23 protein-coding genes are annotated in these 26,776 nt (G+C 68.0%); 11 read left to right on the forward strand and 12 right to left on the reverse strand.

Features of this window, described 5'->3' with window-relative positions; translation table 11 throughout:
- Positions 1 to 127: 127 nt before the first annotated feature.
- The 4 genes from MEBOL_RS12070 to MEBOL_RS12085 all read left to right on the forward strand — a co-directional run bounded on the left by MEBOL_RS12070 (position 128) and on the right by MEBOL_RS12085 (position 4,407).
- The gene (locus tag MEBOL_RS12070) at positions 128 to 472 is read left to right on the forward strand and encodes an acyl carrier protein (RefSeq protein WP_095977569.1); all 345 of its coding nucleotides are present in this window, start codon (positions 128 to 130) and stop codon (positions 470 to 472) included.
- The gene (locus MEBOL_RS12075) at positions 469 to 1,530 is read left to right on the forward strand and encodes a type III polyketide synthase (protein ID WP_095977570.1); all 1,062 of its coding nucleotides are present in this window, start codon (positions 469 to 471) and stop codon (positions 1,528 to 1,530) included. The genes MEBOL_RS12070 and MEBOL_RS12075 overlap by 4 nt, the downstream gene beginning before the upstream one ends.
- Positions 1,531 to 1,563: 33 nt before the next feature.
- Complete coding sequence (locus MEBOL_RS12080; protein WP_095977571.1) at positions 1,564 to 3,402, forward strand: fatty acyl-AMP ligase; 1,839 nt, start codon at positions 1,564 to 1,566, stop codon at positions 3,400 to 3,402.
- Positions 3,403 to 3,519: 117 nt separating this feature from the next.
- Complete coding sequence (locus MEBOL_RS12085) at positions 3,520 to 4,407, forward strand: zinc metalloprotease (RefSeq protein ID WP_095977572.1); 888 nt, start codon at positions 3,520 to 3,522, stop codon at positions 4,405 to 4,407.
- 67 nt (positions 4,408 to 4,474) lie between these two features.
- On the opposite strand, the gene MEBOL_RS12090 is transcribed toward MEBOL_RS12085, so the two are convergent.
- The 5 genes from MEBOL_RS12090 to MEBOL_RS12110 form a co-directional block, all read right to left on the reverse strand.
- Complete coding sequence (locus MEBOL_RS12090) at positions 4,475 to 6,229, reverse strand: fatty acyl-AMP ligase (RefSeq protein WP_095977573.1); 1,755 nt, start codon at positions 6,227 to 6,229, stop codon at positions 4,475 to 4,477.
- Complete coding sequence (locus MEBOL_RS12095; protein WP_095977574.1) at positions 6,226 to 6,507, reverse strand: acyl carrier protein; 282 nt, start codon at positions 6,505 to 6,507, stop codon at positions 6,226 to 6,228. Before MEBOL_RS12095 ends, MEBOL_RS12090 begins: the two co-directional genes overlap by 4 nt.
- A 71-nt stretch (positions 6,508 to 6,578) precedes the next feature.
- Entirely contained in the window at positions 6,579 to 7,664 is a 1,086-nt protein-coding gene (locus MEBOL_RS12100; protein WP_095977575.1) for a type III polyketide synthase, read from the reverse strand.
- 209 nt (positions 7,665 to 7,873) lie between these two features.
- Positions 7,874 to 8,371 (reverse strand): hemerythrin domain-containing protein, encoded by a 498-nt coding sequence (locus tag MEBOL_RS12105; protein ID WP_095977576.1) that lies wholly within the window; start codon positions 8,369 to 8,371, stop codon positions 7,874 to 7,876.
- Between the two features lie 140 nt (positions 8,372 to 8,511).
- Positions 8,512 to 9,408 (reverse strand): endonuclease/exonuclease/phosphatase family protein, encoded by an 897-nt coding sequence (locus MEBOL_RS12110; RefSeq protein ID WP_095977577.1) that lies wholly within the window; start codon positions 9,406 to 9,408, stop codon positions 8,512 to 8,514.
- Positions 9,409 to 9,580: 172 nt separating this feature from the next.
- Between MEBOL_RS12110 and MEBOL_RS12115 the strand changes: the two genes are divergently transcribed.
- Both MEBOL_RS12115 and MEBOL_RS12120 read left to right on the forward strand, forming a co-directional pair.
- Positions 9,581 to 10,843, forward strand: coding sequence for a saccharopine dehydrogenase family protein (locus tag MEBOL_RS12115; protein WP_095977578.1), 1,263 nt, complete (start codon positions 9,581 to 9,583; stop codon positions 10,841 to 10,843).
- Positions 10,844 to 10,892: 49 nt separating this feature from the next.
- Positions 10,893 to 12,239 carry a family 16 glycosylhydrolase gene (locus tag MEBOL_RS12120; protein WP_095977579.1) on the forward strand — a complete coding sequence of 449 codons (1,347 nt, stop codon included), beginning with the start codon at positions 10,893 to 10,895 and terminating at the stop codon, positions 12,237 to 12,239.
- A 588-nt stretch (positions 12,240 to 12,827) separates the two neighbouring features.
- Here MEBOL_RS12120 and MEBOL_RS42750 read toward each other — a convergent pair.
- A complete protein-coding gene (locus MEBOL_RS42750; RefSeq protein ID WP_245919689.1) occupies positions 12,828 to 13,079 on the reverse strand; it encodes a hypothetical protein in 252 nt (83 codons plus the stop codon).
- A gap of 648 nt (positions 13,080 to 13,727) precedes the next feature.
- Between MEBOL_RS42750 and proS the strand changes: the two genes are divergently transcribed.
- The gene (proS, locus tag MEBOL_RS12135) at positions 13,728 to 15,161 is read left to right on the forward strand and encodes a proline--tRNA ligase (RefSeq protein WP_095977581.1); all 1,434 of its coding nucleotides are present in this window, start codon (positions 13,728 to 13,730) and stop codon (positions 15,159 to 15,161) included.
- A 15-nt stretch (positions 15,162 to 15,176) separates the two neighbouring features.
- Here the strand turns inward: proS and MEBOL_RS12140 are convergent, their stop codons facing one another.
- Positions 15,177 to 16,409, reverse strand: coding sequence for an adenylate/guanylate cyclase domain-containing protein (locus tag MEBOL_RS12140; protein ID WP_245919690.1), 1,233 nt, complete (start codon positions 16,407 to 16,409; stop codon positions 15,177 to 15,179).
- 137 nt (positions 16,410 to 16,546) lie between these two features.
- Between MEBOL_RS12140 and thpR the strand changes: the two genes are divergently transcribed.
- The 3 genes from thpR (at position 16,547) to MEBOL_RS12155 (ending at position 19,848) form a co-directional block, all read left to right on the forward strand.
- A complete protein-coding gene (gene thpR / locus MEBOL_RS12145; RefSeq protein ID WP_095977582.1) occupies positions 16,547 to 17,098 on the forward strand; it encodes an RNA 2',3'-cyclic phosphodiesterase in 552 nt (183 codons plus the stop codon).
- A 72-nt stretch (positions 17,099 to 17,170) separates the two neighbouring features.
- The gene (locus tag MEBOL_RS12150; protein ID WP_095977583.1) at positions 17,171 to 17,785 is read left to right on the forward strand and encodes a YiiX/YebB-like N1pC/P60 family cysteine hydrolase; all 615 of its coding nucleotides are present in this window, start codon (positions 17,171 to 17,173) and stop codon (positions 17,783 to 17,785) included.
- 29 nt (positions 17,786 to 17,814) lie between these two features.
- A complete protein-coding gene (locus tag MEBOL_RS12155; protein WP_095977584.1) occupies positions 17,815 to 19,848 on the forward strand; it encodes a putative metal-binding motif-containing protein in 2,034 nt (677 codons plus the stop codon).
- Between the two features lie 51 nt (positions 19,849 to 19,899).
- Here MEBOL_RS12155 and MEBOL_RS12160 read toward each other — a convergent pair whose 3' ends face one another.
- Together MEBOL_RS12160 and MEBOL_RS41070 are read right to left on the reverse strand one after the other, a co-directional pair.
- The gene (locus MEBOL_RS12160; protein ID WP_095977585.1) at positions 19,900 to 20,652 is read right to left on the reverse strand and encodes a hypothetical protein; all 753 of its coding nucleotides are present in this window, start codon (positions 20,650 to 20,652) and stop codon (positions 19,900 to 19,902) included.
- Positions 20,653 to 20,774: 122 nt separating this feature from the next.
- A complete protein-coding gene (locus MEBOL_RS41070; RefSeq protein ID WP_157774903.1) occupies positions 20,775 to 22,661 on the reverse strand; it encodes a hypothetical protein in 1,887 nt (628 codons plus the stop codon).
- 397 nt (positions 22,662 to 23,058) lie between these two features.
- On the opposite strand from MEBOL_RS41070, the gene MEBOL_RS12175 reads away from it, so the two are divergent.
- Complete coding sequence (locus MEBOL_RS12175; protein WP_095977588.1) at positions 23,059 to 24,093, forward strand: hypothetical protein; 1,035 nt, start codon at positions 23,059 to 23,061, stop codon at positions 24,091 to 24,093.
- A gap of 21 nt (positions 24,094 to 24,114) precedes the next feature.
- Here MEBOL_RS12175 and MEBOL_RS12180 read toward each other — a convergent pair whose 3' ends face one another.
- The 3 genes from MEBOL_RS12180 to MEBOL_RS12190 are packed head-to-tail and all read right to left on the reverse strand — an operon-like array spanning position 24,115 to position 26,770.
- Positions 24,115 to 24,870 (reverse strand): ABC transporter ATP-binding protein, encoded by a 756-nt coding sequence (locus MEBOL_RS12180; RefSeq protein ID WP_095977589.1) that lies wholly within the window; start codon positions 24,868 to 24,870, stop codon positions 24,115 to 24,117.
- Complete coding sequence (locus MEBOL_RS12185) at positions 24,867 to 25,718, reverse strand: ABC transporter ATP-binding protein (protein ID WP_095977590.1); 852 nt, start codon at positions 25,716 to 25,718, stop codon at positions 24,867 to 24,869. Before MEBOL_RS12185 ends, MEBOL_RS12180 begins: the two co-directional genes overlap by 4 nt.
- On the reverse strand, positions 25,718 to 26,770 hold the full coding sequence (locus MEBOL_RS12190; RefSeq protein ID WP_095977591.1) for a branched-chain amino acid ABC transporter permease: 1,053 nt from the start codon (positions 26,768 to 26,770) through the stop codon (positions 25,718 to 25,720). The genes MEBOL_RS12185 and MEBOL_RS12190 overlap by 1 nt, the downstream gene beginning before the upstream one ends.
- Positions 26,771 to 26,776: the final 6 nt, after the last annotated feature.

Raw genomic sequence — 26,776 nt, forward strand, 5'->3', positions numbered from 1 at the left:
ATTTTCCGGCTTCGCTTGAATATTACAGCTTGACCATCCCCGTTACAGGCCTGTAGTCTTGAAGGCGCGTGACAGGGGTAACCCCCACTCCCCTCCTCGCGCGATTGCCCCGAGGCAGGAGATCCATATGCACCGGCAGGAAATTCTGGATCACGTCCGCAACATCGTCCTCGGCACCAACACGGGCCTGTTTCCGGACGACGTCGCTGAGTTCGCCTCGATGACCTACGACCTGGGGATGGACTCGTTCCACCTGGAGTCGATGATTTCCCGGCTCAAGGAGGAGGTGGCCGACATCGAGTTCACCCCCTGGTACATCAAGGCGTCGCGCCGGGGTCATGACACCGTGGGCAGCCTGGTGGACTTCATCGACGAGCGCCTGGCGGCCATGCCGTCCGCGGCCCGCGCCCGTCCCCAGGTGGAGACCTCCTTCAACGCCGAGTCCGTGTCGATCGAGCTGGAGGCCGCGTGAACCAGCAGGCGCCCGCGCGCCGAGCCACCCTGCTGTCCATCGCCTCGGCCGTTCCGCCGCTGTCGCTCACCCAGGAGGAGTTCTTCGAGGGAGCGCTGCGGCACTGGTACAAGGACATTCCCCACGCCGAGCGCATCGTGTTCAACACGGGGGTGCGCCGGCGGCATTTCACGTGGGACCCGCGCGTGGAGCTCAAGGACGGCTCGCGCGGACTGGGAGACCGCGTCCGCGTCTACGAGCGCGAGGGCCTGCGCATCACCCAGGAATCGGTCCAGAAGGCGCTCGGCGACCTGGAGCGCTCACGCGTGGGCGCCTTCGCCATGACGACCAACTCGGGCTACTCGGGGCCGGGGTTGGATCTGTTCATCGCCAAGAACCTGGGGCTCAACTCCCACATCCGCCGCACCTTCGTGGGCCACATGGGCTGCTTCGCGGCCTTCCCCGTGCTGCGCACGGCCATGGACAGCGTCGCCGCGCGCCCGGACGAGCTCGTCATCGCCAACGCCTCCGAGTACAGCTCCCTGCAGTTCCACACCACGCCGGATCCCGAGCAGGTGGTCATCCACGGCCTGTTCGGTGACGCCTCGTGCACGGTGGTGGTGGGCAGCGCGCCGGATGGCGAGGGCGTGCAGTTCCTGCGCTCGCACACCGAGCAGCTCTACGACACCAACGAGCTGATGGCGTGGAACATCCACAACGACGGGTTCCGGATGACCCTGTCGCCCTACGTGCCCTTCGTGCTCGCCGAGCACGTGGATCGCATCCTGGAGCGGCTGCTCGGGCCCGAGGGACTGAGCAAGAAGGACGTCACGCGCTGGCTCATCCACCCGGGCGGGCCGAAGATCCTCGAGGGGCTGGCCCGGCAGCTCAAGCTGGACAAGTCGAGCATGCGCGCGAGCTGGCACGTGCTGGGCGAGTACGGCAACTGCGGCGCCACCACCGCGCTGCTGGTGCTCGAGGAAACGCTCAAGACGGACAAGCCCCAGCGCGGCGAGTACGGGGTGATGATGGGGTTCGGCCCCGGCCTCACCGTCGAGTCGATGCTGGTGCGCTTCTAGGCAGTCATCCCACCCAGAGGAAAAAATCGCCCCATGAGCCAGGAGCTCCCGCGTCGCCAGACCCTTCCCTTCCGCCTGGGCCCTGGAGCGGGACGCCACCCGAGCCGGGAACACGCGCAGCGCTCGCCCACGCGGGTGCAGCTCCCCGCCGTGTCCACCCTGGCGGAAATCGTGATGCACTGGGGCCAGACGCGCCCCTCCCAGCCCCTGCTGTCCTTCGTGGACCTGGAGGATCAGCTCACCGTGCTCACCGCGGGCGAGCTGCTGCGCGACGCCCTGCGTCTGGGGTCCCACCTGCGCGCGCGGGGCGTCAAGCGGGGAGACCGGGTGGTGCTCTCCTTCGACACCAGCCCCGAGTTCCTCGAGTGTTTCTTCGCGTGTGGACTCGTGGGCGCCACGCCCTGCCTCATCGAGCTGCCCTCCTCGAAGGTGTCCGTGCAGACGTGGAGCGAGCGGCTGCGCGTGAAGCTGCGGATGCTCGGCGCGCGCGCCATCCTCATGGATCCGGACTTCGCGGACCTGGCGCACGAGTCCCTCAAGGACTTCACCCCCGAGCCCGGAATGGAGGCCCCCTTCGTGGCGACCCCGGCCGAGTTCGCCACGCCCGCCGAGCCCTTCACCCCGGAGCCCCCGGACGCGGAAGACACGGCCTTCATCCAGTTCACCTCCGGCACCACGGACGCGCCCAAGGGCGTGCAGGTGTCCCATCGCGCCCTGCTGGCCAACTGCGCGGCCCTGGGCGAGCACAGCCAGTGGGACTCGGATGATCTGATGGTGTCGTGGCTGCCGCTCTTCCACGACATGGGCCTCGTCGCGAGCACACTCGCGTCCTTCGTGCACGGAATCCCCACGGTGCTGATGCCGCCGTTCGGCTTCCTGCTCAAGCCCTCGCGCTGGCTGTGGGCCCTCCACTGCTTCCGCGCCACCAACAGCTTCGCGCCCAACTTCGCCTACCAGCTGTGCGTCAAGCGCATCAAGGACGCGGAGCTGGAGGGCCTGGACCTCGGCTCCTGGAAGCGCGCCTACAACGCCGCGGAGTTCATCCACACGGACACCGTGCACCAGTTCACCGAGCGCTTCGCGCCCCACGGCTTCGATGACGACGCGTGGAAGCCGTCCTACGGCATGGCGGAGATGGTGGTGGCGGTGACGGTGCGCCGCCGGTCGGACCCCATGCACCAGGAGTCCATCTCGCGCACCGCGCTGTCCTCGCGGCGCGAGGCCGTACCCCAACCCCGGGGTCCGGACTCGCTCCTCGTGGTGGGCGTGGGCAAGCCCATCCGCGGCATCGAGCTGCGCATCGTCGACGAGGAGGGCCGGGATGTCCCCGAGCGCCACGAAGGAGAAATCCTCCTGCGCGGCACGTCGCTCTTCGGCGGCTACTACCAGAACCCGGAGGCCACCCAGGCCGTGCTGCGCGAGGGCTGGCTGCACACGGGAGACCTCGGCTACCTGGCCCACGGCGAGCTCTTCATCTGCGGGCGCAGCAAGGACCTCATCATCAAGGCGGGGGAGAACCACCACCCCTACACCATGGAGAACGCCGCGGCGCGCGTGTCGGGCGTGCGCACGGGCTGCGTGGCCGCAGTGGGCGTGAACAACCCCCAGACGGGCACCGAGGACATCGTCGTCCTGTGCGAGACGACCGAGACGAAGCCCGAGCTGCTGCGCCAGTTGTGCAAGCACGTGGAGGACACCGTCTTCCAGGGCGCCGGCGTGCGCCCCAACCGCGTGCTCCCCGTGCCGCCCCAGACGCTGCCCAAGACGACCAGCGGCAAGCTCAAGCGCGCCTACATCCGCGAGCACATCGAGGCCTTCGACAAGCTGTCGCTGCTGGTGGCTCCTCCCCCCAAACAGGCCGTGGTGCACTGATCGCGGGGCCGGACGGTTTTCCTCACTCGGCGTGGATTCCCGCAAATACGCTCGAGCCCTTGCTGTCCAAGCATTCTCAAGATATAAGGTTTTCCAACTTTTCCTCGGGAGTTGGAAATGTCCAGCGGCGTGGTCTCCAAGAGTGTTCGTTCGGCGATGTTCCTGGGCGCGGTCCTGGCCTTCGGTGGATGTGCGGAAGTCGCGGAGGCTCCCGTCGAGGAGCAGCCGGTGCAGGCCGAGGCGCATGGCCGCGGCTGTGTGACGGAGGACCTGAGCGAGTCCGAGCGCGAGGCCGTGGAGCAGGCCATCGCCGGCCGGGTGAACGCCCAGGCGCGCGCCAACGGCTCGGTCAACATCAAGGTGTACTTCCACGTCATCAACAAGGGCACGGGCGTGTCCAACGGCAACATCACGGACGCGCAGATCGCCCAGCAGATCTCGGTGCTCAACCAGGCCTATGCGAACACCCCGTACCGCTTCACGCTGGCGGGCACGGACCGCACCACCAACTCCACCTGGTACACCTCCACGGGCGGCTCCTCGGAGACGGCCATGAAGAAGGCGCTGCGCAAGGGCACGGCGGCCGACCTCAACTTCTATACCAACAACATGGGCGGCGGCCTGCTCGGCTGGGCGACCTTCCCCTCCAGCTACAAGTCCCAGCCCACCCAGGACGGCGTGGTCGTCCTCTACTCGTCCCTGCCCGGCGGCACCGCGGCCCCCTTCAACCTGGGCCACACCGCCACGCACGAGGTCGGCCACTGGCTCGGCCTGTACCACACGTTCCAGGGCGGCTGCTCCAGCACGGGTGACAGCGTGAGCGACACCCCGGCCGAGTCCACGCCCGCCTCCGGCTGCCCCAAGGGCCGCGACACCTGCTCCACCGCCGGCCTGGACCCCATCGAGAACTACATGGACTACAGCGACGACGCCTGCATGACCAAGTTCACCGCGGGTCAGGTCGCTCGCATGGAGTCCATGGTCATCACGTACCGCGGTCTGTGATCCACGGCCTTCGGGCCTGAGCCGTTCCCGACGCCGGCCGCGCACCTCCGCGCGGTCGGCGCTTTCTTTACTCCTCGCGGCCGGCCCGGGCGAAGGCCAGCGCGCTCCTGGCCATCTCCACCACCAGCCCCACCGCCCGGACCTTCTTGGGCGCCGTGAGTTCGTCCGCGAGGAAGCGCCGCAAGGCCTCACTCCGGCGCAGCTTGCCGCTCGAGGTGCGCGGCAGGGTGCCCGGCTCCAGGATGCGCACGGTGTGGGGCCGCACGCCCGTGGCCTCCACCACCGCTTCACGCACCCGCTCCTCCAGGCCATCCCCGGAGGCCCCCGGTGCGTGCTCGGCGAGGATCAGCAACACCTCGTCCTGCTCGCCCTCGGGCGTGAAGCCCAGCGCCACCGCGCAACCCGGGCGCAGGCCGTCCACGCCCTCCAGCGACTCCTCGAACTCCTGGGGCGCGTGATTGGCGCCCCGGATGATGACCAGATCCTTCGCGCGGCCGGTGAGGAACAACTCGCCGTCCGCCTCGAAGCCCAGGTCCCCCGTGTCGAGCCACCCCGCCTCGTCCAGCGCGCGCACGGTGGCCTCGGGGTGGCCGAAGTAGCCCTCCATGATGGAGGGGCCGCGGGCGAACACCCGCCCCACCTGGCGCTCGGGCAATTCATGGCCCAGCACGTCGCGCACCTGGACCTCGAAGCCCGGCACCGGCCGCCCCACGGACACCACCTCGCGCGAGCCCTCCACCGCGCGCCGCTCGGTGGCCAGCACCCGGCCATCCACTCCCAGCGCATGGGGGCCCCGCCCCGCCACGGGGAAGGTGACGGCGAGGGAGGCCTCGCTCAGGCCGTACACCGGGCGCATCGCCCCAGCCTGGAAGCCCCAGCGCGCGAAGCGCTCGGAGAAGCGGCGCAGCGTCTCGAGCGACACGGGCTCGGCCCCATTGAGCGCGTGCCGCCAGCCCGACAGATCCACGCCCTCCATTTCCGCGTCCTTCACCCGCTTGAGACACAGCCCATAGGCGAAGTTGGGCGCCGGGGACACGAAGCCGCGGTGGCGCGACAGGGCGCGCAACCACAGCGCGGGCCTCGCGAGGAAGACCTCGGGCGGGATGAGCACCATGTCGCCCGGGTAGTACAGCGCCGAGAGCAGACAGCCGATGAGGCCCATGTCGTGGTAGAGCGGCAGCCACGACACGCCCACCGGCGCCCGATCCTCCGGAGGCGGAATCTCCGCCTCCAGCGCCGCGAGTTGCGCCATCAGGTTGTCGTGCCGCAGCGCCACGGGCTTGGGGTCCACCGTGGAGCCCGAGGAGAACTGGATGAGGGCGAGCGCCTGGGCCGTGGCGGGGTATGCCACGTCCCCCGTCTCGCGAGACGCCTCGTCCACCGTGTGGCAGCCGAGCCTCGGGCGCGCCGCCGCCACGGGCGCCCCCAGGAGCAGCCGCACCTTCGCATCGGTGAGCACCAGCGCCGCGCCCGACATCTCCAGCATGCGCGCCGTGGAGCGGTGGTACTCCTCCAACCGGCCCAGGCGGACAGGTGGATAGAGCGGCACCGGCACCGCGCCCGCCAGGAGCGTGCCGAAAAAGGCATCCATGAAGCCCGGCGAGGTGGGCAACAGGAGCGCCACGCGGTCTCCTGGCTTCACGCCCAGGCGGCGCAGGCCCGCGGCGGTGCGGCGGGCGCGCGCGTGGACCTGCGCCCAGGGCACGCGCGTCTCGCGCTCGGCCGCGTCCACGAAGACGAGCCCGAGCGGGGAGCGCGCCGCGGCCTCCAGCGCCTCGTGCAGGGTGGGAAACTTCACCCGGGGCAGCGCGGGTCCCTTCATGGCGAACTCTCCGCGTACGACTCATGCGACGCCCCGGTCAGGCGCGAGGCCACCAGGTGGATGAGATCCGCCACGGTGTTCACCCCCACCGAGTCCTCCATGGATAGACGGATGCGGAAGCGGTTCTCCAGCTCCACCGCCAGCACCGTCAGCCCCAGGCTGTCGAGCTGGAGATCCCGTGTCAGGTGATGGGCGGGCTCCACGGGCCCCTTCCATTCCAGCTCTTGGGTGACGATGCGTCGGATTTCCGCGAGGACGACCAGCTCGGGCTCAACCACGGCGTACCTCCTGAAGGATGCGAGGCCTGGAGACAAAGACCTCGAAAGGGGCGGCGAGTCGTCCGGTGGGTTCACCATCGCAGCAGCACCAGCTCGGCGCAGAAGCCCGGGCCCATGGCCATCATCAGGCCCCAATCGCCGGGGCGGGCCTCACCGGAGTCCAGCATCTCGCCCAGCACGAAGAGGACCGAGGCCGATGAGAGGTTGCCCACGTCGTGCAACGACTTCCAGGAGCGCGCCAGCATGCCCGGCGCCAGTTCCAGGGCCTCCTCGAAGGACTGCAACACCTTGGGGCCTCCGGTGTGGGCCACCCAGTGCTTGACGTCCTTGCGCGTGAGGCCGTGCTCGGCGAGGAAGCCCTCCACGTCCCGGCGGATGTAGTCGCGCACCAGGTTCGGCACCTTCGCGGACAGCACCACCTTGAAGCCCGTGTCCACCACGTCCCAGCCCATGATGCGTTCGGTCTCCGGGTAGAGCACCGAGCGCGTATCCACGATGTGCGGACCCGACCCCGCCGGAGCCCGCTCCCCACCCTGCAGCACCACGCACGCCGCCCCGTCCCCGAAGAGCCCCGAGGCGATGATGTTGGGGATGGACAGGTCCTCGCGCTGCAGCGTCAGCGAGCACAGCTCCACGGCGATGAGCAGCACCGTCTGGTTCTGGAAGGCCCGGAGGTAGTCCGAGGCGCGTGACGTGCCCGCCGCCCCCGCCACGCACCCCAGTCCAAAAATGGGCGTGCGCTTCATGTCCGAGCGCATCCCCATGCGGTTCATCAACCGGGTGTCGATGCTCGGCGTGGAGATGCCCGTCACCGTGACGAAGAAGACGTGGTCCACGTCGCGCGGGGTGAGCCCCGTGCGCTCCAGCGCCTGACGCGCCACCTGCTCGCCCAGTTCCAGCGAGACCTTGATCCACGCGTCGTTGCGCTGCTGGAAGGTGGTGAGCGCCGCGTATTGCTCCACCGGCAACGCGAGGAACCGGCCCTTCACCTGCACCGCCCGGTGCAGTTCCTCGAGCCGGTCGAGATTGTAGTGCCGCGTGGCCCAGATGTCGCGGAGCGAGCCGATGATCTGGTCCTGCGAGGCATAGTGCGGCGGGAGCACACGCTCCACCGCGCGGATGACCGGAGAGGAGGCCTGGCTGGCTACGGAGTTCATCGACGCCGTCCCTGAAATGGAGTGGGGATCGACGGTTAATCACCCCGCCATGAGGGTGCGACCTGGGACAGGAAGTTTGAACGCCCCAGGCCACCCTCCCCAGACGAACTTGCCGGGTGGCTGACACCTCGCCCCGCCAGCCCACGGCCCTGGGCTCGGGAGTGTCCGGCGCCGCACATCCCGGCGAGCGCCGCGACCTGACCCGCGGGTCACGCCAGGGGAGGCGCCTCGGCGGTCTCCTGGGGCACCAGCCTGCGCGGCTCGGTCTGGATGAGCGAGTCGAACTCGGCCTGCAACTGCTCGCCCAGCACGGTGAGCTCGCTCCGGGTCAGCATCTTGCGCACGCGCTTGAAGAGGCTCGATTCCTCCTCCTCCACGTGGTGCAGGATCTCCTCCTTGAGCACGCTCATCTTCGCCTTGAACTGCTCATCCGACGGCTGCATGTCGAGCAGATCCGCGATCACCCGCTTCGCGCTCAGGTGCTCTTCCACGGCCTCGCGAAGCTTGTCCGCCGTGTCGTCCACGTAGACGCTGGGATAGAAGATCTTCTCCTCGATGGCGCAGTGCGCCGCGAGGTTGTCGGCGATGCGCGCGAACAGCTCCATCAGGACCGCATCGTCGCGCCCGCTGTCACAGGCCTTCTCGAACTTCTCGAACAGGTCCTCGACCTCGCGATGCTGCTGCTTCAACAACGTGATGGCGTCCATACACCGTCCCCCTTGGGTATGCGTCTGGGTGGAACAACCGGGGCTAAGGTGTCCTCGGCATTCGACCCCCGCCAGGGGGGTCCGGAGAAGGAGACCCCACCCAACAGCCGCATGCTTGCTCCCCCGAGGAGCCAGCGAGACTACGGCGTACCAGACGAGGAGACCACGGCCGGCACGTCCTGGAGCATGGGGGCTTCCCCGGGCGCCGGGGTGGGGGCGCGCAGGGTGACCTCCGCCACCACCGGATAGTGGTCGGACGCGTTCACGTTGAGCACCTTGCCGCGCCGGGGCATGAACTGGTCACACGCCAGCACATAGTCGATGCGCAGGCTGGGGATGATGGGCAGCGGATAGGTGATGGCCGGGCCCTCGCCGCGCAGGGCGAACACGTCCCGCAGCTCGCGCTTGAAGAGCCGCAGGGAGCTGGACTCGGGCGTGTCGTTCATGTCGCCCATCAGCAGCTTGGGCCGGGGATCCTTCGCCATCAGCGCCAGGATGGCGGCAGTCTGGCGGATGCGCACCGAGTCATTGAAGGGGCGGCGGGTGAGGTGGGTGACGTAGACGCTCACCTCCTGGCCCCGCACGTCCAGCACGGCGCGGGCCACGGTGCGCGGCTCGGCGCCCGTCACCACGGGCAGCGGGTGCTGCTCCACCGAGACCAAGGGGAAGCGCGACAGCAACGCCACGCCGTAGTCTCCGCCCCACAGCATCGTGGTGCGGAAATGGGAGTGGTGGGGCAGGCCCGTGAGTTCAGCGAGCACGGCGGGCTGGTTCTTGCCGCCCGCGCGCACCGAGCCGACATCCACCTCCTGGAGGGCGACGATGTCGGGCGCGGCGGAGCGGATGACCTCGGCCACCTTGTCGAGTCCCCGCAGCCCGGACTGGATGTTGAAGGTCATCACCTTCAAGTCCACCTCACCCGGCCCCCGCTCCACGGTGGGCTCCACCCGGGCCGCCATGGAGGAGAGCGAGGAGGACGAAGCGCACGCGAGGGGCAGCGCGAGACACAGGCCGGCGAGAAGACGGTCGAATCGCATGGGTGACCGCGGATGATGGCAGCACGGCCTGGGGTCGTCTTCCCTACCTCCCGGTGGTGGGCCGGAGAGTGGCCAGGCGGCCTTCGCTCACGGTCCGCGTGTCCTCACCCGCACGCGAAGTCCCAACGAGGGATTGATTCTGGAATCGGCTCCAGGCAAACCCCACCTCGCCATGCCCAAATCCTCGAAGACCGAATTCGATGTCATCGTGTGGGGCGCCACGGGCTTCACTGGCCGCCTCGTCGCCGAGTACCTCGCCCGGACGCAGGAGACCCATCGCGCGCGATGGGCGATCGCGGGACGGGATCAGACCAAGCTCGAGAAGGTGCGCACGAGCCTCGGCGCGGCCCACGCCGAGCTGCCCATCCTCCTGGGCAACGCGAAGGACGCGGCGTCCCTGGACGCGCTGGTGACCCGCACGCGCGTCATCATCAGCACCGTGGGCCCCTACGCGAGCCACGGCAACGAGCTGGTGGCCGCCTGTGCCCGCAACGGCACGGACTACTGCGACCTGACGGGCGAGGTGCAGTGGATGCGCCGGATGATCGACGCGCACCATGCCCAGGCGCGCGAGAGCGGCGCGCGCATCGTGCATACCTGCGGCTTCGACTCCATTCCCTCGGACCTGGGCGTGTTCATGCTCCAGGAGTACATGCGCGAGCAGCACGGGGGCCACCTGGACCAGGTGCGCTTCTACGTGACGAAGATGGCCGGCGGCGTCAGTGGCGGCACCGTGGCGAGCATGCTGCAGATGATGGAGGAGTTGGAGAAGGATCCCTCCCTGCGCAAGGTACTCGGCAACCCGCATGCGCTGGATCCCGAACCGCGTCGGGGCCGACCCGAGGAGCGCGACCAGATGGGCTTGCGCTACAGCGAGGAGCTGGGCCGCTGGACGGCGCCCTTCTTCATGGCCTCCGTCAACACGCGCGTGGTGCGCCGCTCCAACGCCCTGCTCGGCCACCCATGGGGCAAGGACTTCCTGTACTCGGAAGCGTCGAGCCTCGCGCCCGGCGTGAAGGGGCTGCTGACCGCCGCGGGCATGACGGCGGGCCTCGGTGCCTTCTTCGCGGCCGCGAGCGTGCCCGCGATCCGGCGCCAGTTGGAGAAGCACGTCCTGCCCGCCCCCGGAGAAGGTCCCTCCGCGGAGGAGCGGGAGAAGGGCTCCTTCGCGGTGAAGCTCATCGGCGAGGGCCTGTCTCCCCAGAGCGGGCGGCGCGTCCAGGTGGAGGGAAAGGTAGCCGCCAAGGGGGACCCGGGCTACGCGGCGACGAGCCGGATGCTGTCCGAGGCCGCGCTCTGCCTCGCCTTCGACGAGGTGCCCTCCGCGGGAGGAGTGCTCACGCCCGCCTCCAGCATGGGCGGCACGCTCATCGAGCGCCTGCGCCGGGCGGGAATGACGTTCGACGTCCAACAGCGCATGCCCGAGGCCCGCTGAGCCGCGAGGCGAGACAGCCAGGAGAGTGAGTGGGGTAGAATCCTTCCCCATGGCTCTCGACACGACGTGGAAACGGGTGGCGCTCGGTCTGCTCCTGACTGGCTGTGGCGTCCCCTCCGGAGGAGGCACGGGGACGACGCCCGACGGCACGGGCGGCCCCGGCGAGGCGCCCAAGGTCGATGTGGGCGCACCACCCTCCCTAGCCTGGATTGGCGGAGACATCGCCTTCGACGAGCCGCTCGACACGTTCGACGCCACGCGCTGGCGTGCCTCGGATGGCTGGGTCAGCAGCGAGGACTTCAACGCGGGCTGGCGCGCGGATCACGTGCGCATCGAGGAGGGCACCCTCCACCTGACGCTGGACACCGAGTCCTGCCCCGAGGGCTGCGGGGGCCGTCCCTATGCGTCGGGGGAGCTCGCCTCCCAGCGCTTCCATGGATATGGGCGCTACGAGGTGCGGATGAAGCCCGCGCGCGCCACTGGCACCATGACGGCGTTCGCCCTCACCACGGGCCCGTTCGAGGACACGCGCTGGGACGAGGTGGGCATGGCCTTCCTCGGGAAGAACACCCAGCAGCTGCGCCTCACCTACATCAGCAATGGCCAGCGTCACGACGCGGCGACGATCGAGCTGCCCTTCGATGCCTCGGAGACGTTCCACATCTACGGCCTCGAGTGGACGCGCGCGGCCCTGCATTGGTACGTCGACGGCAAGCGTGTGCACTCGGAGACGGGCCACAACGGCACGCTGCCGACCACGCCTGGACGCATCGTGATGAACCTCTGGCCGGGGCTCGGGCCGTCGACGGAGTCCTGGCTCGGCGCGTTCGAGTATCCGGGCACGCCCCTGGCCACCAGCGTCCAGAACATCCGCCACGGCCCGGCCACGCCCACGAGCATCCTGGAGGGCTTCGAGTCCCCGGACGCGGCGGAGCTCTGGTCCCCCGGCTATGTGGACGAGGGCGCGCGCATCAACCTGTGGCAGTTCGATCACGGGCATCAAGGCAAGGCGTTGGTGATGGAGTACTCCGTGAAGTCCTCGGCACACGGAGCCGCCGAGCGCACCTTCCCCTCGCCCCAGGACTGGAGGGGGGCGCGCTACCTGAACTTCTGGTTCAAGGGCGAGGCGACCGGAGACGCCTTCCGGCTGGAGCTGCGCGACAACGGCCTGCGCGCCGACACGGCCGAGCGCTTCGAGTACCGGTTCAAGGACGACTTCGTGGGCTGGAAGTGGATCAGCGTGCCGATGAGCGCCTTCACCCGGCGCACGGACTGGCAGCCGGCGGGGGCGGCCAATGACGGGCTGACACTCTCGGCCGTGCGGGGCCTCGCCTTCGAGCCCCTGAGCGGAGACGGCCACACGGTGCTGTTCGACGACATCCAACTGGAGCGCTGAGACTCAATGGGGTGTCTGTTCCAAGGACCCGGAAGATGGCGGGAAAGGAACGGACTCCGCTGGAGAAGGAGCGTCCGGCGCGGGTGAGGAGCTTGGCGCGGGCGTCGCAGCGCCCTGCCCCTCCGGAGTCACGGGAGGGGGGCCGACAGGAACATCGAATGCGGCGTCCGCGGGAGGAGGAGGAGCCTTCCCCACGATCTCGCCTTGAGCAGTGACCGCGTATTCGTACCACCCATCGAGTACACGTACGCTCGGGCCACCACACCGGTCGAAGCGTTGGTCCACCAGCACGTAATACAGACCCAGGGTGGGACCTGTGTAGACGGCGACATCCAAGCCCTGCGCGGGGGTGGAGCACCCCGAGAACAAATCCGGATATGGATTCGCGCTCACCATCTCGCGGACGGCGGCCGCCGCGGCGATCGCGGCCTCGGCTTCCGTGAATGGAACGAGGTTCTTGCGAGAATCGTCGTCCGGCCACTCGACCTGGCCCTTCCAGGCGGCACCCGGAATGGCACAACCCCCGAGCACCACCGCGAGCATTGCGAGCGCATGCGCCTTGAACATTTCTCTCTCCTGAATTGAAGCCTACTCGCGCACCAGGCGGAGCGGGGCATCACATTGGGGCGAGCGGCCATCCCGGCGTGGAGTGCAATGTCCGAGAGGAATCCAGCCGTCCTTCACGGCGCTCCATTGTTGGATCTCACCCGTGGGAAAGTAGCGCAGGAAGACACGCGTCCCATCCTGGAGTTGCGCCACCAGCGCGGAAGCCATCTCGATGGCGGTGTTTTGATAGACCGCCGGAGCGGGATTGCCTGGGATCAGGCGGACTTCCGCCATGGCCACATGAGGTTGGAAGACGTCCGTGGGCCATGCCCTGAGGTCCAGCGAGGAAGGAAACGCGCCACAGGGATGATTGTGAAGGTATCCCACGACCCACACCTGGGATGCGGGGTGATCGCCATCCTCGACGTCGCGGGAGGGGCGACATGACTCGTGGTTCCCCGCATGAGGTTCGGTCACCCGCCAGGACAGTGAGTCACGATTCCCAGCGACATAGACCGTCGAGCAGTATTCCGTGGACAGGCCCACGATGGGTCGCCGCGACACCGGATCGCATACCGTGGCACCGGGACGCTTGAGGAGCGCATCGGCCACGTCTCGAAGCAGGTCAATCGGAATGGAGGCATCCCCCCCGGTGGACATCTCGACCGCGGCCACCTCCGACCAGGGACCCCGAGCCACTTCGGATTTCGGGGCACTCGTGACCGGTGGCTGTGACGTCGCGCAACCCCCCATCCATATGAGATTCGCGATGAGGAGCGGGAACGCGTGTTTCATGAAACCACAGCGTATCACACCGTCCCCGGCCCCACCGGCCATCCTCCAGCCTTCCAGCACTCCCCGATCGGGCCCCGGGGGCATTGCTTTTGGACAGGGGCCGGCGTAGGCAACGGGCCTCACCCGTTTCCGAAGGATTTCAAGCAGATGGCCGAGAAGCTGGCGCCGCGCGAGAAGGGCTTTTCCGAGTGGTATGTGGACCTGGTCCAGAAGGCGAAGCTCGCCGACTACTCGGACGTGAAGGGCTGCATGGTCATCCGTCCCAATGGCTACGCCATCTGGGAGAACATGCAGCGCGTCCTGGACAAGATGTTCAAGGACCTGGGCCACAAGAACGCCTACTTCCCGCTGCTCATCCCCGAGAGCTACCTCAAGAAGGAAGCCGAGCACGTCGAGGGCTTCAACCCCCAGCTCGCCGTGGTGACGCACGCGGGCGGCGCCAAGCTCGAGGAGCCCTACGTCATCCGGCCCACGAGCGAGACCATCATCAACCGCAGCTTCGCCAAGTGGATCCAGAGCTACCGGGATCTGCCGCTGCTCATCAACCAGTGGGCCAACGTGATGCGCTGGGAGATGCGCACGCGCCTGTTCCTGCGCACCACGGAGTTCCTCTGGCAGGAAGGCCACACCTGCCACGAGACGGAAGCGGACGCGGAGAAGGAAACCCTCCAGATGCTGGAGGTCTACCGGACGTTCGCCGAGGACTACATGGCGATGCCGGTGATGACGGGGCGCAAGTCCGAGTCGGAGCGGTTCGCCGGCGCGCTGCGCACCTACAGCATCGAGGCGATGATGCAGGACAAGAAGGCGCTGCAGGCGGGCACCAGCCACAACCTGGGGCAGAACTTCGCCAAGGCCTTCGACACCCAGTTCCAGGGCCGCGACGGCAAGCAGCACCACGTGTGGCAGACGTCCTGGGGCGTGTCCACGCGCCTCATCGGCGGCCTCATCATGACGCACTCGGATGACGCGGGCCTCATCGTGCCGCCCCGGCTCGCGCCCGTGCACGTGGTCGTCATCCCCATCTCCGGCAAGGCGAGCGACGCGGAGAAGGCGCAGGTGCTGGAGAAGTCGCACGCGCTCGCCGCGGACCTGAAGAAGTCCGGCCTGAACGTGGTGGTGGACGACGACGACACCAAGAGCCCGGGCTTCAAGTACAACGAGCACGAGCTGTCCGGCACGTGTCTGCGCGTGGAGCTGGGCCCCAAGGACCTGGCCAAGGGCACGTGCGTGATGGTGCGCCGCGACGCGCGCCAGAAGGAGTTCATCCCCCTGGAGCAGGCGGTGGCCAAGGCCCAGGAGATGCTGGACGCCATGCAGAAGGCACTCTTCGAGAAGGCCAAGGCCTTCCGCGAGGCGAACACCTTCGAGGTGAACAGCTACGAGGAGATGAAGGAGAAGGCGGACGCGGGCTTCCTGCTCGCGCACTGGAACCTGGACCCCAAGGTCGAGGCGCGCATCAAGGAGGAGACGGGCCTCACCACGCGCAACCGCCCCTTCGCGCTCGCGCAGGAGCCGGGCAAGTGCGTGGTCACCGGCGAGCCGTCTCCCGGCCGCATCGTCTTCTCCAAGGCCTACTGAGCCCCGCGGGCGCCCTCACCCCGCGTCGCGCAGCGGGGGCACGGGCACGAACGTCACCACCGGCTCCGCCTTGCCCGACACGGGCAGCGGGGCCGCCGCCTCGAAATGGAGCGCGTCGCCACACCGCGCGCGAGTGATATCGGACACGAGCAGCGGCACGCCCACCTTCTTGGTGAGCCCCTCGATGCGGCTGGCGAGGTTCACCGCGTCACCGATGACGGTGTACTCGCGGCGCTGCTCGGGGCCCACGTCCCCGATGACGACTCGGCCCGTGTGCACGCCAATCCCGATGTGCAGCGGCTCCTCGCCCCGGGCCTGACGCTCGGCGTTGAGTGTCTTCAAGGCCTCGAGCATCGCGAGTCCACACGCCACGGCGGCGCGCGGGTGGCCGGGCAACTCCAGGGGAGCGCCGAAGTAGGCGAGGATGCCGTCGCCGATGAACTTGTCGAGCGTGCCCCCGTGGCGGAAGACCACCTCCACCATGCGGCCCAGGTACTCGTTGAGCAGGCGCACCACCTGGGGGCTCTCCATGCGCTCGGACATGGAGGTGAAGCCACGGATGTCGGCGAAGAGCAGCGTCACCTCGCGGTGCTCGCCCTCGCCCGAGGCGGAGCTGGCGCCCACATCGAGGATGCGGCGGGCGACCTCCGGGGAGAAGTAGCGACCCAGACGCGTGCGGTGCGTCTGCTCTCGCGACACCTCGAGCACCAGGTGGTGCATCTGCCGCCGGGTGACGCCCGCCACCAAGGCCGCGAGCACGAGCGTCAGGGTGACGCCCGGCAGGGTGAGCGCCACGCCGTGCCCCGCGCGGCGAAGGAGCTCCGTCTCCAGCACGATGGCCAGCAGGGTCCCCACGGCCATCCGCGGCCAGGGGCTGCCCAGCAAGGCCATCAGCATCACCAGGACGATGTAGATGCCCACCGTGAGACCCGCGATGACCGTCCCCTGGTCGGACAGGGACACCGCCACGCGGCGGATGGCGAAGATGGCGAGCATGTCCAGCATCACGCCGACGTCCGGCCAACGGCGCACCCCGGGCAGCAAGCGGCCACTGGCCCACAAGCCGGCCGCGGACAGGGCATACGCCGCCACCCATTGCCACGGCGTGAGCCACTCGAAGAAGTGGATGCAGCCGAGCCACCCCAGGGCCCCCATCACACGGAAGCGGTAGACCCAACGCCCCATGCGCACTCGCTGCGCATCGAGCCGCTGGCCCAGGATGTCGTCGACGACGGACTCGGTACTCACGGCGCGGCAGGCTATACCCACCCCGGCGGTCCCTCCAGCGGACGGCCACCGGGTGCTCTTGGGAGTCCCTATCTTCCCTTCTGGGCCTACGCACTCTGGCCCCGGCGCCGGGCCCCTCACCCGGAGAAAGCTGACCCATGCGCCTCTTCGTCGCCGTGACCCTGGGAGACACCATCGAGACGGCGGCCACTCGAGCCCTCCACTCGCTCTCCGCCCTGGCCCCCCGTGCGCGCTGGGTACCGCCCGCCAACCTGCACCTCACCTTGAGCTTCCTCGGAGACGTGGACGCGGAGCGGGCCGCCGCCGTGACCCAGGCACTGACTCCGGTGGGCGCGGCGCATGCGCCCCTGGAACTCGCCATCGCGGGCGGAGGCGGCTTCGGCGCTCCGGCCCGACCCCGGGTGCTCTGGGCGGGCGTCGGCGGAGACACGGCCGCGCTGGGCGCGCTCCAGGCGGATGTGGCGGCGGCGTTGAAACCCCTGGGCTTCGAGCCCGAGCACCGCGACTACGTGGCCCACCTCACGCTCGCGCGCGCGAGAAACCCCGGAGGAGATCGAGAGCTCGCGAAGTGCGTCCAGGCGCTCCAGGCGGCGCATTGGGGCACGGCGCGGGTGGACCGGCTCGTGCTCTTCGAGAGCCAGGGCGGGCGCTACCATCCCCACGCGAGCTTCCCGCTGAGCGCGTCCTGAGCGCCGTGGCCCCGAGCGTGCAGAAGCCCCACCCGCGCGCGAAGTGACGCGCGGGAAAGGACTGGAAATTCCATGGGTTGGAGGATGCTCGCGCCGCTCTCGATGTTGCTGATGGCCCACACCGTGGCCGCTGGGCCGCGTCCACTGGAGCTGAAGACGGGGGACCTGGTCTTCCACACCTCGCGCTCGCGGCAGTCGCAGGCCATTCAGGCGGCGACGCACAGTCCGCTGTCGCACGTGGGGCTGGTGGAGGTGACTCCCTCGGGCGTGTTCGTGGTGGAGGCGGTACAGCCGGTGCAGCGGGTGCCCTTCGCGCGATGGAAGGCCCGGGGAGCGAAGGGGCGGCTCCTCGTGATGCGGCCCGAACGGCTCTCCGAGGACGCGCGGGCGGCCGCGGTGGCGGAGGCGAAACGACACCTGGGCAAGCCCTACGACTGGCGCTTCGGTTGGGGGAACGAGGCGATGTACTGCTCGGAGTTGGCGCGCAAGGCGTACTCGGCCGCCACGGGCGTGGACTTCGGGAAGATGGAACGCCTGGGCTCACTCGAAGTGAAGGCACTCGGACGCCAACTGCGGGAGCGCTACGGCGGAACCATTCCCTCGGAGCTGGAACTCATCACTCCGGCGAGCCTCGCCGCGGATGAGCGCCTCACGGTGATGTACTCGGACTACGTCCCGGCGCGGTGAGCGCTCCGAGTAGGGCATGATGGCGGGACATGTCCGCGCGCATCCTGCTTCTCGTGGGCCTTCTGGCTCTCCCTGGCATTGGCTGTCGTGACAAGGGAGCGCTCAAAGTCACCATCTCCTTTCCCGACTTCAAACCCGGCTGTCTCCGCGTGAGCATCCGGGACGCACTGGGCACGAGCGACGAGCGCACCACGGAGCTGACGAGCGGACTCGCGGAGAAGAAGGCCGGCGAGCAGGTGACGGTGGCCGCCTGGCGTGAGGCGGGCTGGAGCAACAGCCTGAGCGTGACCGCGCTCGCCTACGAACGAAGCTGCGAGGGCACTCCGGTCGACACGCAATCCACCACGGTGAACGTGGAGGACGGACGCGTGGCCGAGGCGGAGCTGCGCCTGGTGGCCCGTGACGCGGACGGGGATGGGTATGTCGCGGCCGCCACGAACGGGACGGATTGCGACGACACCCAGGACACGGTGCACCCCGGACAATCCGAGCGCTGCAACGAGCGGGACGACAACTGCGACGGACAGCGGGACGAAGGGCTGAGCGTAGGACAAGCCTGTGTGAACACGCTCGGGTGTGGGGGCACCCGGGCCTGCGCCACGGATGGGAGCGTCGAGTGCCGGCAAACCCAGGCCACGTTCCGGCTGTACGCGGATCGGGACAACGACGGCTACGGCGCGGGGCCAGCGGAGGAGTCCTGCATGCCCTCACGCCCTGGCTATTCCAGCAACGCGGACGACTGCGATGACACCCGGGCGGAGGTGAACCCCGGAGCATCAGAACGCTGCGACTCCCTGGACAACAACTGCAATGGCCAGAAGGACGAGGGCCTGGGAGTGGATGAGGCCTGCGATGAGAGCAACGGCTGCGGGGGCAAGAAGAAGTGCACGCCCGGAGGTGAGATCCGATGCGTGTATGCCACCGAACCCGCGAACCACTACCCGGACGACGACCGGGACGGTTACGGCCGGAACGACGGGGCCGTGATGACCTGCAAGCCCCCCGAGGGCTATGTCCTCCAGGGAGGAGATTGCAACGACAGCAACGCCTTCACGCATCCAGGCGCGGTCGAGTTGTGCGACCAGGAGGACAACAACTGCGACACCGCGAAGGATGAGGGAAACGCCTGCCCCGCGGGCGGAGCGAAATGGACGGAGTACTCGTCTGGAGGCTCGGACTCATGGAAGTCCGTGTCGCTCTGGGACGAAGGCAGGGGCGTGTGGGTCGCCGGAGGCAACAAGTACGAGGTGCGCAGACCCGGTCAGTCGACATTCGAAACGCCCACGAGCCAGTGCGCGGGAGCCACCTCTCTCAACGCGGTCTGGGCCTCCGCTCCGGATGGAGCCGCGCTGCTCGGAGGCAACAGCGGATTCCTCGGGGGACATATTCCTGGCGGCAACTGCATCACGAGCGGCGCCTTCGCGGCGGAGACGGACGTACAGGGGCTCACGGAAGTGCCCTGGCCCGCCGGGAAACTCGAGCTCCACTTCGGAGGTGTCAGGAACTCGGCGGGACGGATGTTCTGGAGCGACAAGCAGACCAGTCCCTCCATTCAGGATGTCGACAAGCCCGTCTACGACGTGCACGGCCTCTCCCGGGATGCCTTGTTCGCGGTGGGAGGCACGGACCCCATGCTCATTGTTCTGCCAGGCGAGCCGCGCATCTATCGATTCAAGACGGGCACGGCGCCCTGGACGGTGGAATCCATCCAATCGGGCCCCATCCCCGTGGTGAACAACCGGCTCCGAGGCGTCTGGGTGGTGAATCCGCGGCTGGCCTACGCCGTGGGAAATGGAGGCGCCGTGCTCATCTGGGACGGAACGACCTGGAGAACCCACAAGTCACCGGGCAGTGAGGATCTGCTCTCGGTCGTCGCCTTCGGCAAGAGGTCCGTCTACGTCACCACGAACAATGGAAAGGTCTTCCGCTACGGCGAGGACGATACGTGGACGAAGGTGTACGAAGTGCCGTCCGGCAAGCCGCTCCACGACATCGCGGGAAGCAGTCCCGGGAACCTCTGGGTGGTGGGAGACCAGGGCAAGCGCGTGCACTGGCCTGATTGAGCCCACCGTGAGGACTCGCGGGCCAAGGCCACGCGAGTCCCCAAGAACGGATTACTTCCGCGGCTGGGTGCCACCATCCGTGCCGGGCGTGCCCGCGTCGGAAGCGGGGGTGCCCGCGTCGGAGGCCGGGGTGCCCGCGTCGGAGGCCGGGGTGCCCGCGTCGGAGGCCGGGGTGCCCGCGTCGGAAGAAGAGCGGGGAGCCGGGGTAATGGCGGGAGGCGGGTTGATCAGCTCGAGCGAGCCGAGGAACTCATCCACCTGGGGAGCGGCGATGCTCGGGTTGTAGCGGGTGAGCAGGGTGTAGAGCCGGGGTCCGACGAGGTAGCTGCGCGTGCGAACCTCTCCGGAGTCGGAGGAGATGGTGAGCGCCTGACCAGGGTAGCCCTGGAGGGTGATGTTCTCCTCGGACTTGATGGTGCCCGAGAGCTTGCTGACGAGCTGCGCCTTGCCACCGGCGAAGAAGTCCGAGGCGGGACGGGAAGCGACGACGGACTCGGGGTAGTCGAGGGTGCTGATGGAGAAGAGGACGCCATTCTCATCAGCGGACCAGGCGGCGGTGAGCACCTCGCCACCAGGGACGGGAACCTTGCTGCGCTGAGCCTCGGGGGTGCCGGGGAAGAGGACGGAGAAGCCCTCGGGGGCGGTCAGCTTCTGCAGCGGGGTCGGAGGCTTGACGTCGGAGGAGCCCTCGGAGGGAACCTCCTCGACGGAGGAGGAGGCGCCGGTGGAGGAGCCCGAGGTCGCGCAGGCGAGACCCAGGGACAACGTGACGAGGGCAACGAACAGTCGAGACAGCGGTGACATGAGTGTGGCTCCTGTGTTGTGGGAGGGAATACTGCTGGCGACGGACCCAGGATGAGTCCGCCCCCGGTCGCTACGTTCGACGTGTCGGGAGCTGCGGCGCGAGGGGATGAAGGCCTCGCGCATCAAGGACATGGGGAGATGACCGTGTCCGGATTGCCGGTATTTCGAGCGTCGTGCTGGTACTTGGGCCATTTGGCGTTGGGGTCCAGACCGGCGCTATCGACGATGAAGGCATGGAGCTTGCCGCCCGCGGGGACATAAAGCACGCCGGGCCTGCCAGGAATCGCCACGCCCGAAGCGTCGCGTGAACAATCCAACGTCGGGGAGGAGTTCACAGCCCCCACTCCAGGAGACAGTTCCCAGAGCGGTTCGAGCGTATCCTTCACGCGTGCATTGACCACTCCGCCCGTGGAAACAAAGTAGGCGAAGTTGGTTCCCACGACTGGAGACGCGCGAACACTGGCCGCAACTGTTTCAGTTCTCGAAGTCCCAGAAGGAGGTGCACGATTGACAGTGAACGAACTGGTTGATTGCGCGCCGAAGAAAGCCGCATCGTCGCTGCCGATAGCCAGCCCATAGACCCTTGTGTCCAAGGTCGAGCCTGGAAATATGGGATTTGAATTTCCGCCCGCTTGCGGGATCTTGAGGACACCTCCCTTTAGTGGGAAATCATTGGCCACCGAAGCAACTACGTCGGAACCAGCCAGGGCCAGACTTCGCGGTGGATAGGGCAAGCTCACAGGCCAAGCGGTACGTGGAGTGGTCGAACCAAAGGAGTAGCTGGCGACACTCAGCCCAAGGTCACTCGATGAAGGATAAAACAAATCACTTCCACGCACAGCAACTGGGCCATCCTGCACCATAGCGATGATGGCATCACCACTGACGGCATTGGTGGAGTAACATTTACCAGTGGAATCAACACCAACAATATTATTGACATCCGTCGCGGAACCACCAGAGCCGTTATAGACACTAACAGCCGTCTCGGCTGAAGCAGTTCCCAAGGAGCCTACTCCAATGCCACCAATAAGTGTGCCAGCGCCAAACGTATCCGAAGCATTGGCACCTGGGCATTTCTTGAAAGTGCTGCCATTGCTTCCACTCAGCGCATAAAGGGAAGCGCCGTTGCTTGTTCTAGCACCTACGTAAACAAGCTCGGTACCCGCATCGTTGGCTCCGACAGCAATCCCGCCCTCCACAGCACCAAGGGGGAATGACCACTGCGCATACCCATCAGGACCAAGGGCAACCACTTTCCCATCGGACCCTGTAGTCGTTCCAAAATAGATATAGCCCGTCTGACCAACGGCTGGAGTGGATCGGATGATCCCTGGCTGAGCCGCAAACGCCCACTTCCACCGGGTCACAGCCACCTTGGCGTCAGCGGGATTCGTGCTGCCCACGTTGCCCACGGTGTCACGCCCGTCCACCACGATGGGCATGGAGCCACGAAACGTATTGAACGCGGGCTCCCAGAGCTTCAACTCGGCCGTACCGCAGAAGCCCGCATCGCAGCTTCCAGTGAACGGGACGACATCCACCGTGGACGCGAGCCCTCCATCCGTCCCCCTCAACGACACCTTCAACTGGCTCGGATCCAGGTGCGGCTCGTTCGTGCGGATCTCCACGGGGACGATCTGATCGCGCCTCCAGGCGTCGGCGTAGGTCGGATCGGAGTCCGTGAACGTCGTGCCGCCATCCGCCACGCCCGCCTCTCGAGACGGCACGGTCACCTCGAAAACCGGTCCGGTCCCATCCACCGTCAGGCTGACCGTCTGGCTCGGTCCCCCTCCTCCTGGATAAGCCGCCGTCACCTGGAAGACACCATCCGCCGAAGGCGTCCACCTGGCGGTGTAGACGCCCTCATTGCGCTCCACCGATGTCAGCGAGATACCCGGTCCACCCGCACCCTCGCTCACCGTGAACACCAGGGTGTCCGGGTAGTTCGCATTGAATCCGCTCACCACGTCCAAACGCGCTTCGACAGCGCGCTCGCCACCGCCCACCAGCGCTCCGTCGCCCGGCGAGAGCGTCAGGCCCGAGTACCGCGACTCGCATCTCTGGGTGCGCGCGGAGCACGCCTCGTGGGGTGCACAGGTCGGCTCGCACGTTCCGGCGGGTGCCTCTCCCGCGAAGGAGCAGATGCCCCTCTCGCAGGTCGCGCCCAACAGGCACTGGTCACTCGAATCGCACCCGCCTTCCGGTTGGGTGCATGCCGAGAGCACCCCCAGGAGCAGCAATCCGAGGACCTTGCGCAGCATCACAGTCACCTCTCCAAACCTTTTGACGGTCCGAGCCCGGTGGATAGCATGGGCCTCCCAGTCGCGGAAGGTTGCGTCCCGGGCAGGCCCCTGAGATGACCTGATTCCGTACACCTCTCGTCCTACTAAAGGGGAGTCCACCATGAACCCGCGCTCCTCCTCGTCCACGCTCCTGCTGTCGCTCGCGCTGCTGCTCGTTCCCGCGCGGCAAGCGAGCGCCGCGCAGTCAACGGATCCAACGGCGCTCCTCGCCCTGCATCCGTGTGTCGTCGTCGGCGAGAAGGATCAGGACAAGGTGCGGGACTATCAGCTCGCCTGCACCACGACGGTCGCTCGCGATGACGTGCGGCTCGTCCCCTCCGAGCAGGTCCTCGCCGTCCTCGACAAGGAGCCCAAGAAGTCCTGCGCGCCCCCGGCATCGAAGAAGCCAAGCGAGTGCCTGGGTCGGCTCGCGTCGGCCACGCAAGCCGCTCGCTCCGTCCTCATCACCATCACCCCCGGACAAGTCACGCGCGTCTCCGGCCTCGTGGTGAGCGCACAGGGCGACGTGATCGATCAGAAGAACATCCAGCTGCGCAACCGCGGCCAGTCCCAGGACGAACTCGTGCGCACCGCGCTCTCTCGCCTGCGCGGGCAACTCGACCTCGTCCCCGCGAAGCAACCTCCCGTCGCGGAGGCGCCCACGCCCGCGTCTCCACCACCTGCCCCGCCGCCCGTCGTGACGGTGACGCCTCCGCCAGAAACGGCACCCGAGAAAGAGAAGCAGTCCGCCTCGACCGCATTGGAGCCCATCCCCACCACGACGCAGCGGCGCTCGCCCCTGCTCGGACAGTCGTGGAAGACGCCCGTCGCCTATTCAGCCGCCGGATTGGGAGTCGTCGCCTTCGGCGTCGCGGGCTTCCTCGCCATCAGCGGCGACCAGGCGATGCGGCAATCCAACACCTACTTCGCCGATGGCAGCTACCCGGTCATCTCGGATCTGGACACCGTCATCGGCCTTCGCGAGCAAGCCTCGAGCAAGCGCACGCTCGCGGGCATCAGCACCGCGGTGGGCGCCGTGCTCGTCGGCACGGGCGTCTACCTGTGGCTCGATGATCGGCCCACTTCCCCCAAGCCCGGCATCACCGCCGTGTCCGTGGGGCCCGGGAGCGTGAGCCTGTTCGGCGTACTGCCCTGAGCGAGCGCGCCGGGAGCGGCGCTACTCGCCCAGGTAGGCCTTGCGAATCTCCGGGCTGTCCAGCAGCGCCTTGCCCGCGCCGGCCATCACCACCTCGCCCGTCTCCAGTACGTAGCCATAGTGAGCGAAGTTCAACGCCAGGTGCGCGTTCTGCTCCACCAGCAGGATGCTCACGCCCGAGGCGTTCACGTCCTGGAGGTTGCGGAAGATGGTCTCCGTCACCTGGGGCGCGAGTCCCAGCGAGGGCTCGTCCAACAGCAGCAGCGTGGGCCGGCTCAACAGGGCCCGGGCGATGGCCAGCATCTGCTGCTCGCCGCCCGACAACGTCCCCGCCAGTTGCTTGCGCCGATCCTTCAGGCGGGGAAAGAGCGTGTAGCTCTTCTCCAGGTCCGACGCGATGCCGTCCGCGTCCTTGCGGAGATAGGCCCCGAGTTCCAGGTTCTCCAGCACCGTGAGGTTGGGGAACACGCCGCGGCCTTCCGGCGCGTGCGCCATGCCGCGCGGCACCAGTTGGTGGGCCTTGGCTCCGGTGATGTCCTCGCCCTTGAAGGTGATGCGCCCGCCCACGGGCTTGAGCATGCCGCTCACCGCGCGCAGCGTGCTCGTCTTGCCCGCGCCGTTCGCGCCAATGAGCGCCACCACCTCGCCCTTGCCCACCGAGAGCGTCACCCCCCGGAGCGCCTGGATGGCGCCGTAGGACACCTTCACTCCGTCCACCGCCAGCAGCGGCGGAAACTCCCGGCGCTCACCCAGCAGCTTCACCTGCGCCTCGCTCACGCCGCGCCTCCCTGGGACTCCAGGTAGCTGTCCCCCAGGTACGCCTCGATGACCTTGCGGTCACTGCGCACCTCGGCCGGTGCGCCCCGGGCGATCGTCTCGCCGTGGTCCAGCACCGTGATCTTCTCGCAGATGCCCATCACGAGCTTCATGTCGTGCTCGATGACGAGGATGCCCAGTTGGAAGTCATCCCGGATCTTGCGGATGAGCACCATCAGGTCCGCCTTCTCGCGCGTGTTCATGCCCGCCGCCGGCTCGTCCAGCAGCAACACCCGGGGCCGCGTCCCCAACGCGCGGGCGATCTCCAACCGCCGCTGCTCGCCGTAGGGAAGGTTGCGCGCCTCCTCGTCCCGCCGATGCGACAGGCCCATGACCTCCAACAGACGCTCGGCCTGGCGGGTCAACTCCACTTCCTCGGCCTGGAAACCCGGCGTGAGCATCATGGCGCGCCACCAGTCCCGGTAGTTGCCCATGGCCTCGCGGAACTTCGCGCCCAGGCCCACGCTCCCGTCGCTCAGCGCCGTTTGCGCCCGGCACGCCACCTTCACGTTGTCCAGCGCCGTCAGGGCACGGAACAGACGGATGTTCTGGAAGGTACGCGCCAGTCCCGCATGGTTGATCTGATGCGGCAGCCGCCCGTTCACCCGCTGCCCCCCCACGCGCACGTCTCCCTGGGTGGCCTGGTACACCCCCGTGAGCACGTTGAACGCGGTCGTCTTCCCCGCGCCGTTGGGGCCGATGAGCCCCTGCAGTTCTCCGGCATGAATGGAGAGATTGAAGTCCGAGAGCGCCTTGAGGCCCCCGAACTGGATGCTCACTCCCACGGCTTCGAGCAGTGGCCCGCTCATCACATCCCCTTCCGGCGACGGGTCAGCCACCGCGGCACGACCTCCCACAACTCCCGCGTCCCGAACAAACCCTGGGGACGCGCCAGCATCAGCACCACCAGGAGCATGCCGTAGACGGGCATGCGGATCTGATCCACCTGCTGCGCCAGGTTGCCCTCGGGCGCGAGCGCGCTGAAGGCCGAGCGCAACCCCTCGGGAAGCAGCGTGAGGACCATCGCCGACACGATGGCGCCCGTGGTGGAGCCCAATCCGCCCAGCACCACCATGACCACCACCTCCATGGACTTCACGAAGGTGAAGGAGCCCGGGTTGATGATGGGCACGAAGTGGGCGAACAGGCCTCCGGCCACTCCGGCGAAGAACGAGGACACCACGAAGGCGCGAACCTTGTAGCCCGTGGTGTTCACGCCCATGGCCTCGGCGGCCACCTCGTCCTCGCGAATGGCCCACAGACTGCGGCCATGGCTGGAGCCCGCGATGCGGCGAGACACCAGCACCACCAGGAAGACCCAGAACCACACCATGGCCACCGAGGACGTCTGGGGGATGCCACTGAGGCCCAGCGCCCGGCCAAAGGCCTCGGTGTTCGTCACCGCCACGCGGATGATCTCCCCGAAGCCCAGCGTCACGATGGCCAGGTAGTCGCCCCTCAACCGCAGCGAGGGCAAGCCCACCAGGAAGCCCGCGAGGGCCGCGGACAGACCCGCGACCAGCAGGGCCACGATCAGGAAGACCTGGTCACTCACCGCCACGGGCAGGAAGGAGATGGCCACGTCCTTGAGCGCCAGCGACGTCACGCCAGCGAGGTAGGCCCCCACCGCCATGAAGCCGGCGTGGCCGATGGAGAACTGGCCCGTCATGCCGTTCACGATGTTGAGGCTCACCGCGAGGATGACGTTCACCCCCATGACGGACAGCAGGTAGACCGCGAACGGGGAGTCGCTCAGCGCCCACTCGGCCAGCAGCAGCACCGGCAGGGCGATGAGCACGGGAAGGATGCCTCGCAGGGACGCGGGCACCCGGGACGGAGCTGGGACGGCGGCGGATTCCATGTGCGG

Origin of the sequence: Melittangium boletus DSM 14713, assembly GCF_002305855.1 — a bacterium.
GTDB lineage: Bacteria > Myxococcota > Myxococcia > Myxococcales > Myxococcaceae > Cystobacter > Cystobacter boletus.

Excerpts from the sequence above, each read along its gene's own strand:
- MEBOL_RS12070 (WP_095977569.1), top strand. The coding sequence starts at position 128 with ATGCACCGGCAGGAAATTCTGGATCACGTCCGCAACATCGTCCTCGGC.
- MEBOL_RS12080 (WP_095977571.1), top strand. The coding sequence starts at position 1,564 with ATGAGCCAGGAGCTCCCGCGTCGCCAGACCCTTCCCTTCCGCCTGGGC.
- MEBOL_RS12085 (WP_095977572.1), top strand. The coding sequence starts at position 3,520 with ATGTCCAGCGGCGTGGTCTCCAAGAGTGTTCGTTCGGCGATGTTCCTG.
- MEBOL_RS12090 (WP_095977573.1), bottom strand. The coding sequence starts at position 6,229 with ATGAAGGGACCCGCGCTGCCCCGGGTGAAGTTTCCCACCCTGCACGAG.
- MEBOL_RS12100 (WP_095977575.1), bottom strand. The coding sequence starts at position 7,664 with ATGAACTCCGTAGCCAGCCAGGCCTCCTCTCCGGTCATCCGCGCGGTG.
- MEBOL_RS12105 (WP_095977576.1), bottom strand. The coding sequence starts at position 8,371 with ATGGACGCCATCACGTTGTTGAAGCAGCAGCATCGCGAGGTCGAGGAC.
- MEBOL_RS12110 (WP_095977577.1), bottom strand. The coding sequence starts at position 9,408 with ATGCGATTCGACCGTCTTCTCGCCGGCCTGTGTCTCGCGCTGCCCCTC.
- MEBOL_RS12115 (WP_095977578.1), top strand. The coding sequence starts at position 9,581 with ATGCCCAAATCCTCGAAGACCGAATTCGATGTCATCGTGTGGGGCGCC.
- MEBOL_RS12120 (WP_095977579.1), top strand. The coding sequence starts at position 10,893 with ATGGCTCTCGACACGACGTGGAAACGGGTGGCGCTCGGTCTGCTCCTG.
- MEBOL_RS42750 (WP_245919689.1), bottom strand. The coding sequence starts at position 13,079 with ATGGCGGAAGTCCGCCTGATCCCAGGCAATCCCGCTCCGGCGGTCTAT.
- proS (WP_095977581.1), top strand. The coding sequence starts at position 13,728 with ATGGCCGAGAAGCTGGCGCCGCGCGAGAAGGGCTTTTCCGAGTGGTAT.
- thpR (WP_095977582.1), top strand. The coding sequence starts at position 16,547 with ATGCGCCTCTTCGTCGCCGTGACCCTGGGAGACACCATCGAGACGGCG.
- MEBOL_RS12150 (WP_095977583.1), top strand. The coding sequence starts at position 17,171 with ATGGGTTGGAGGATGCTCGCGCCGCTCTCGATGTTGCTGATGGCCCAC.
- MEBOL_RS12155 (WP_095977584.1), top strand. The coding sequence starts at position 17,815 with ATGTCCGCGCGCATCCTGCTTCTCGTGGGCCTTCTGGCTCTCCCTGGC.
- MEBOL_RS12160 (WP_095977585.1), bottom strand. The coding sequence starts at position 20,652 with ATGTCACCGCTGTCTCGACTGTTCGTTGCCCTCGTCACGTTGTCCCTG.
- MEBOL_RS12175 (WP_095977588.1), top strand. The coding sequence starts at position 23,059 with ATGAACCCGCGCTCCTCCTCGTCCACGCTCCTGCTGTCGCTCGCGCTG.
- MEBOL_RS12185 (WP_095977590.1), bottom strand. The coding sequence starts at position 25,718 with ATGAGCGGGCCACTGCTCGAAGCCGTGGGAGTGAGCATCCAGTTCGGG.
- MEBOL_RS12190 (WP_095977591.1), bottom strand. The coding sequence starts at position 26,770 with ATGGAATCCGCCGCCGTCCCAGCTCCGTCCCGGGTGCCCGCGTCCCTG.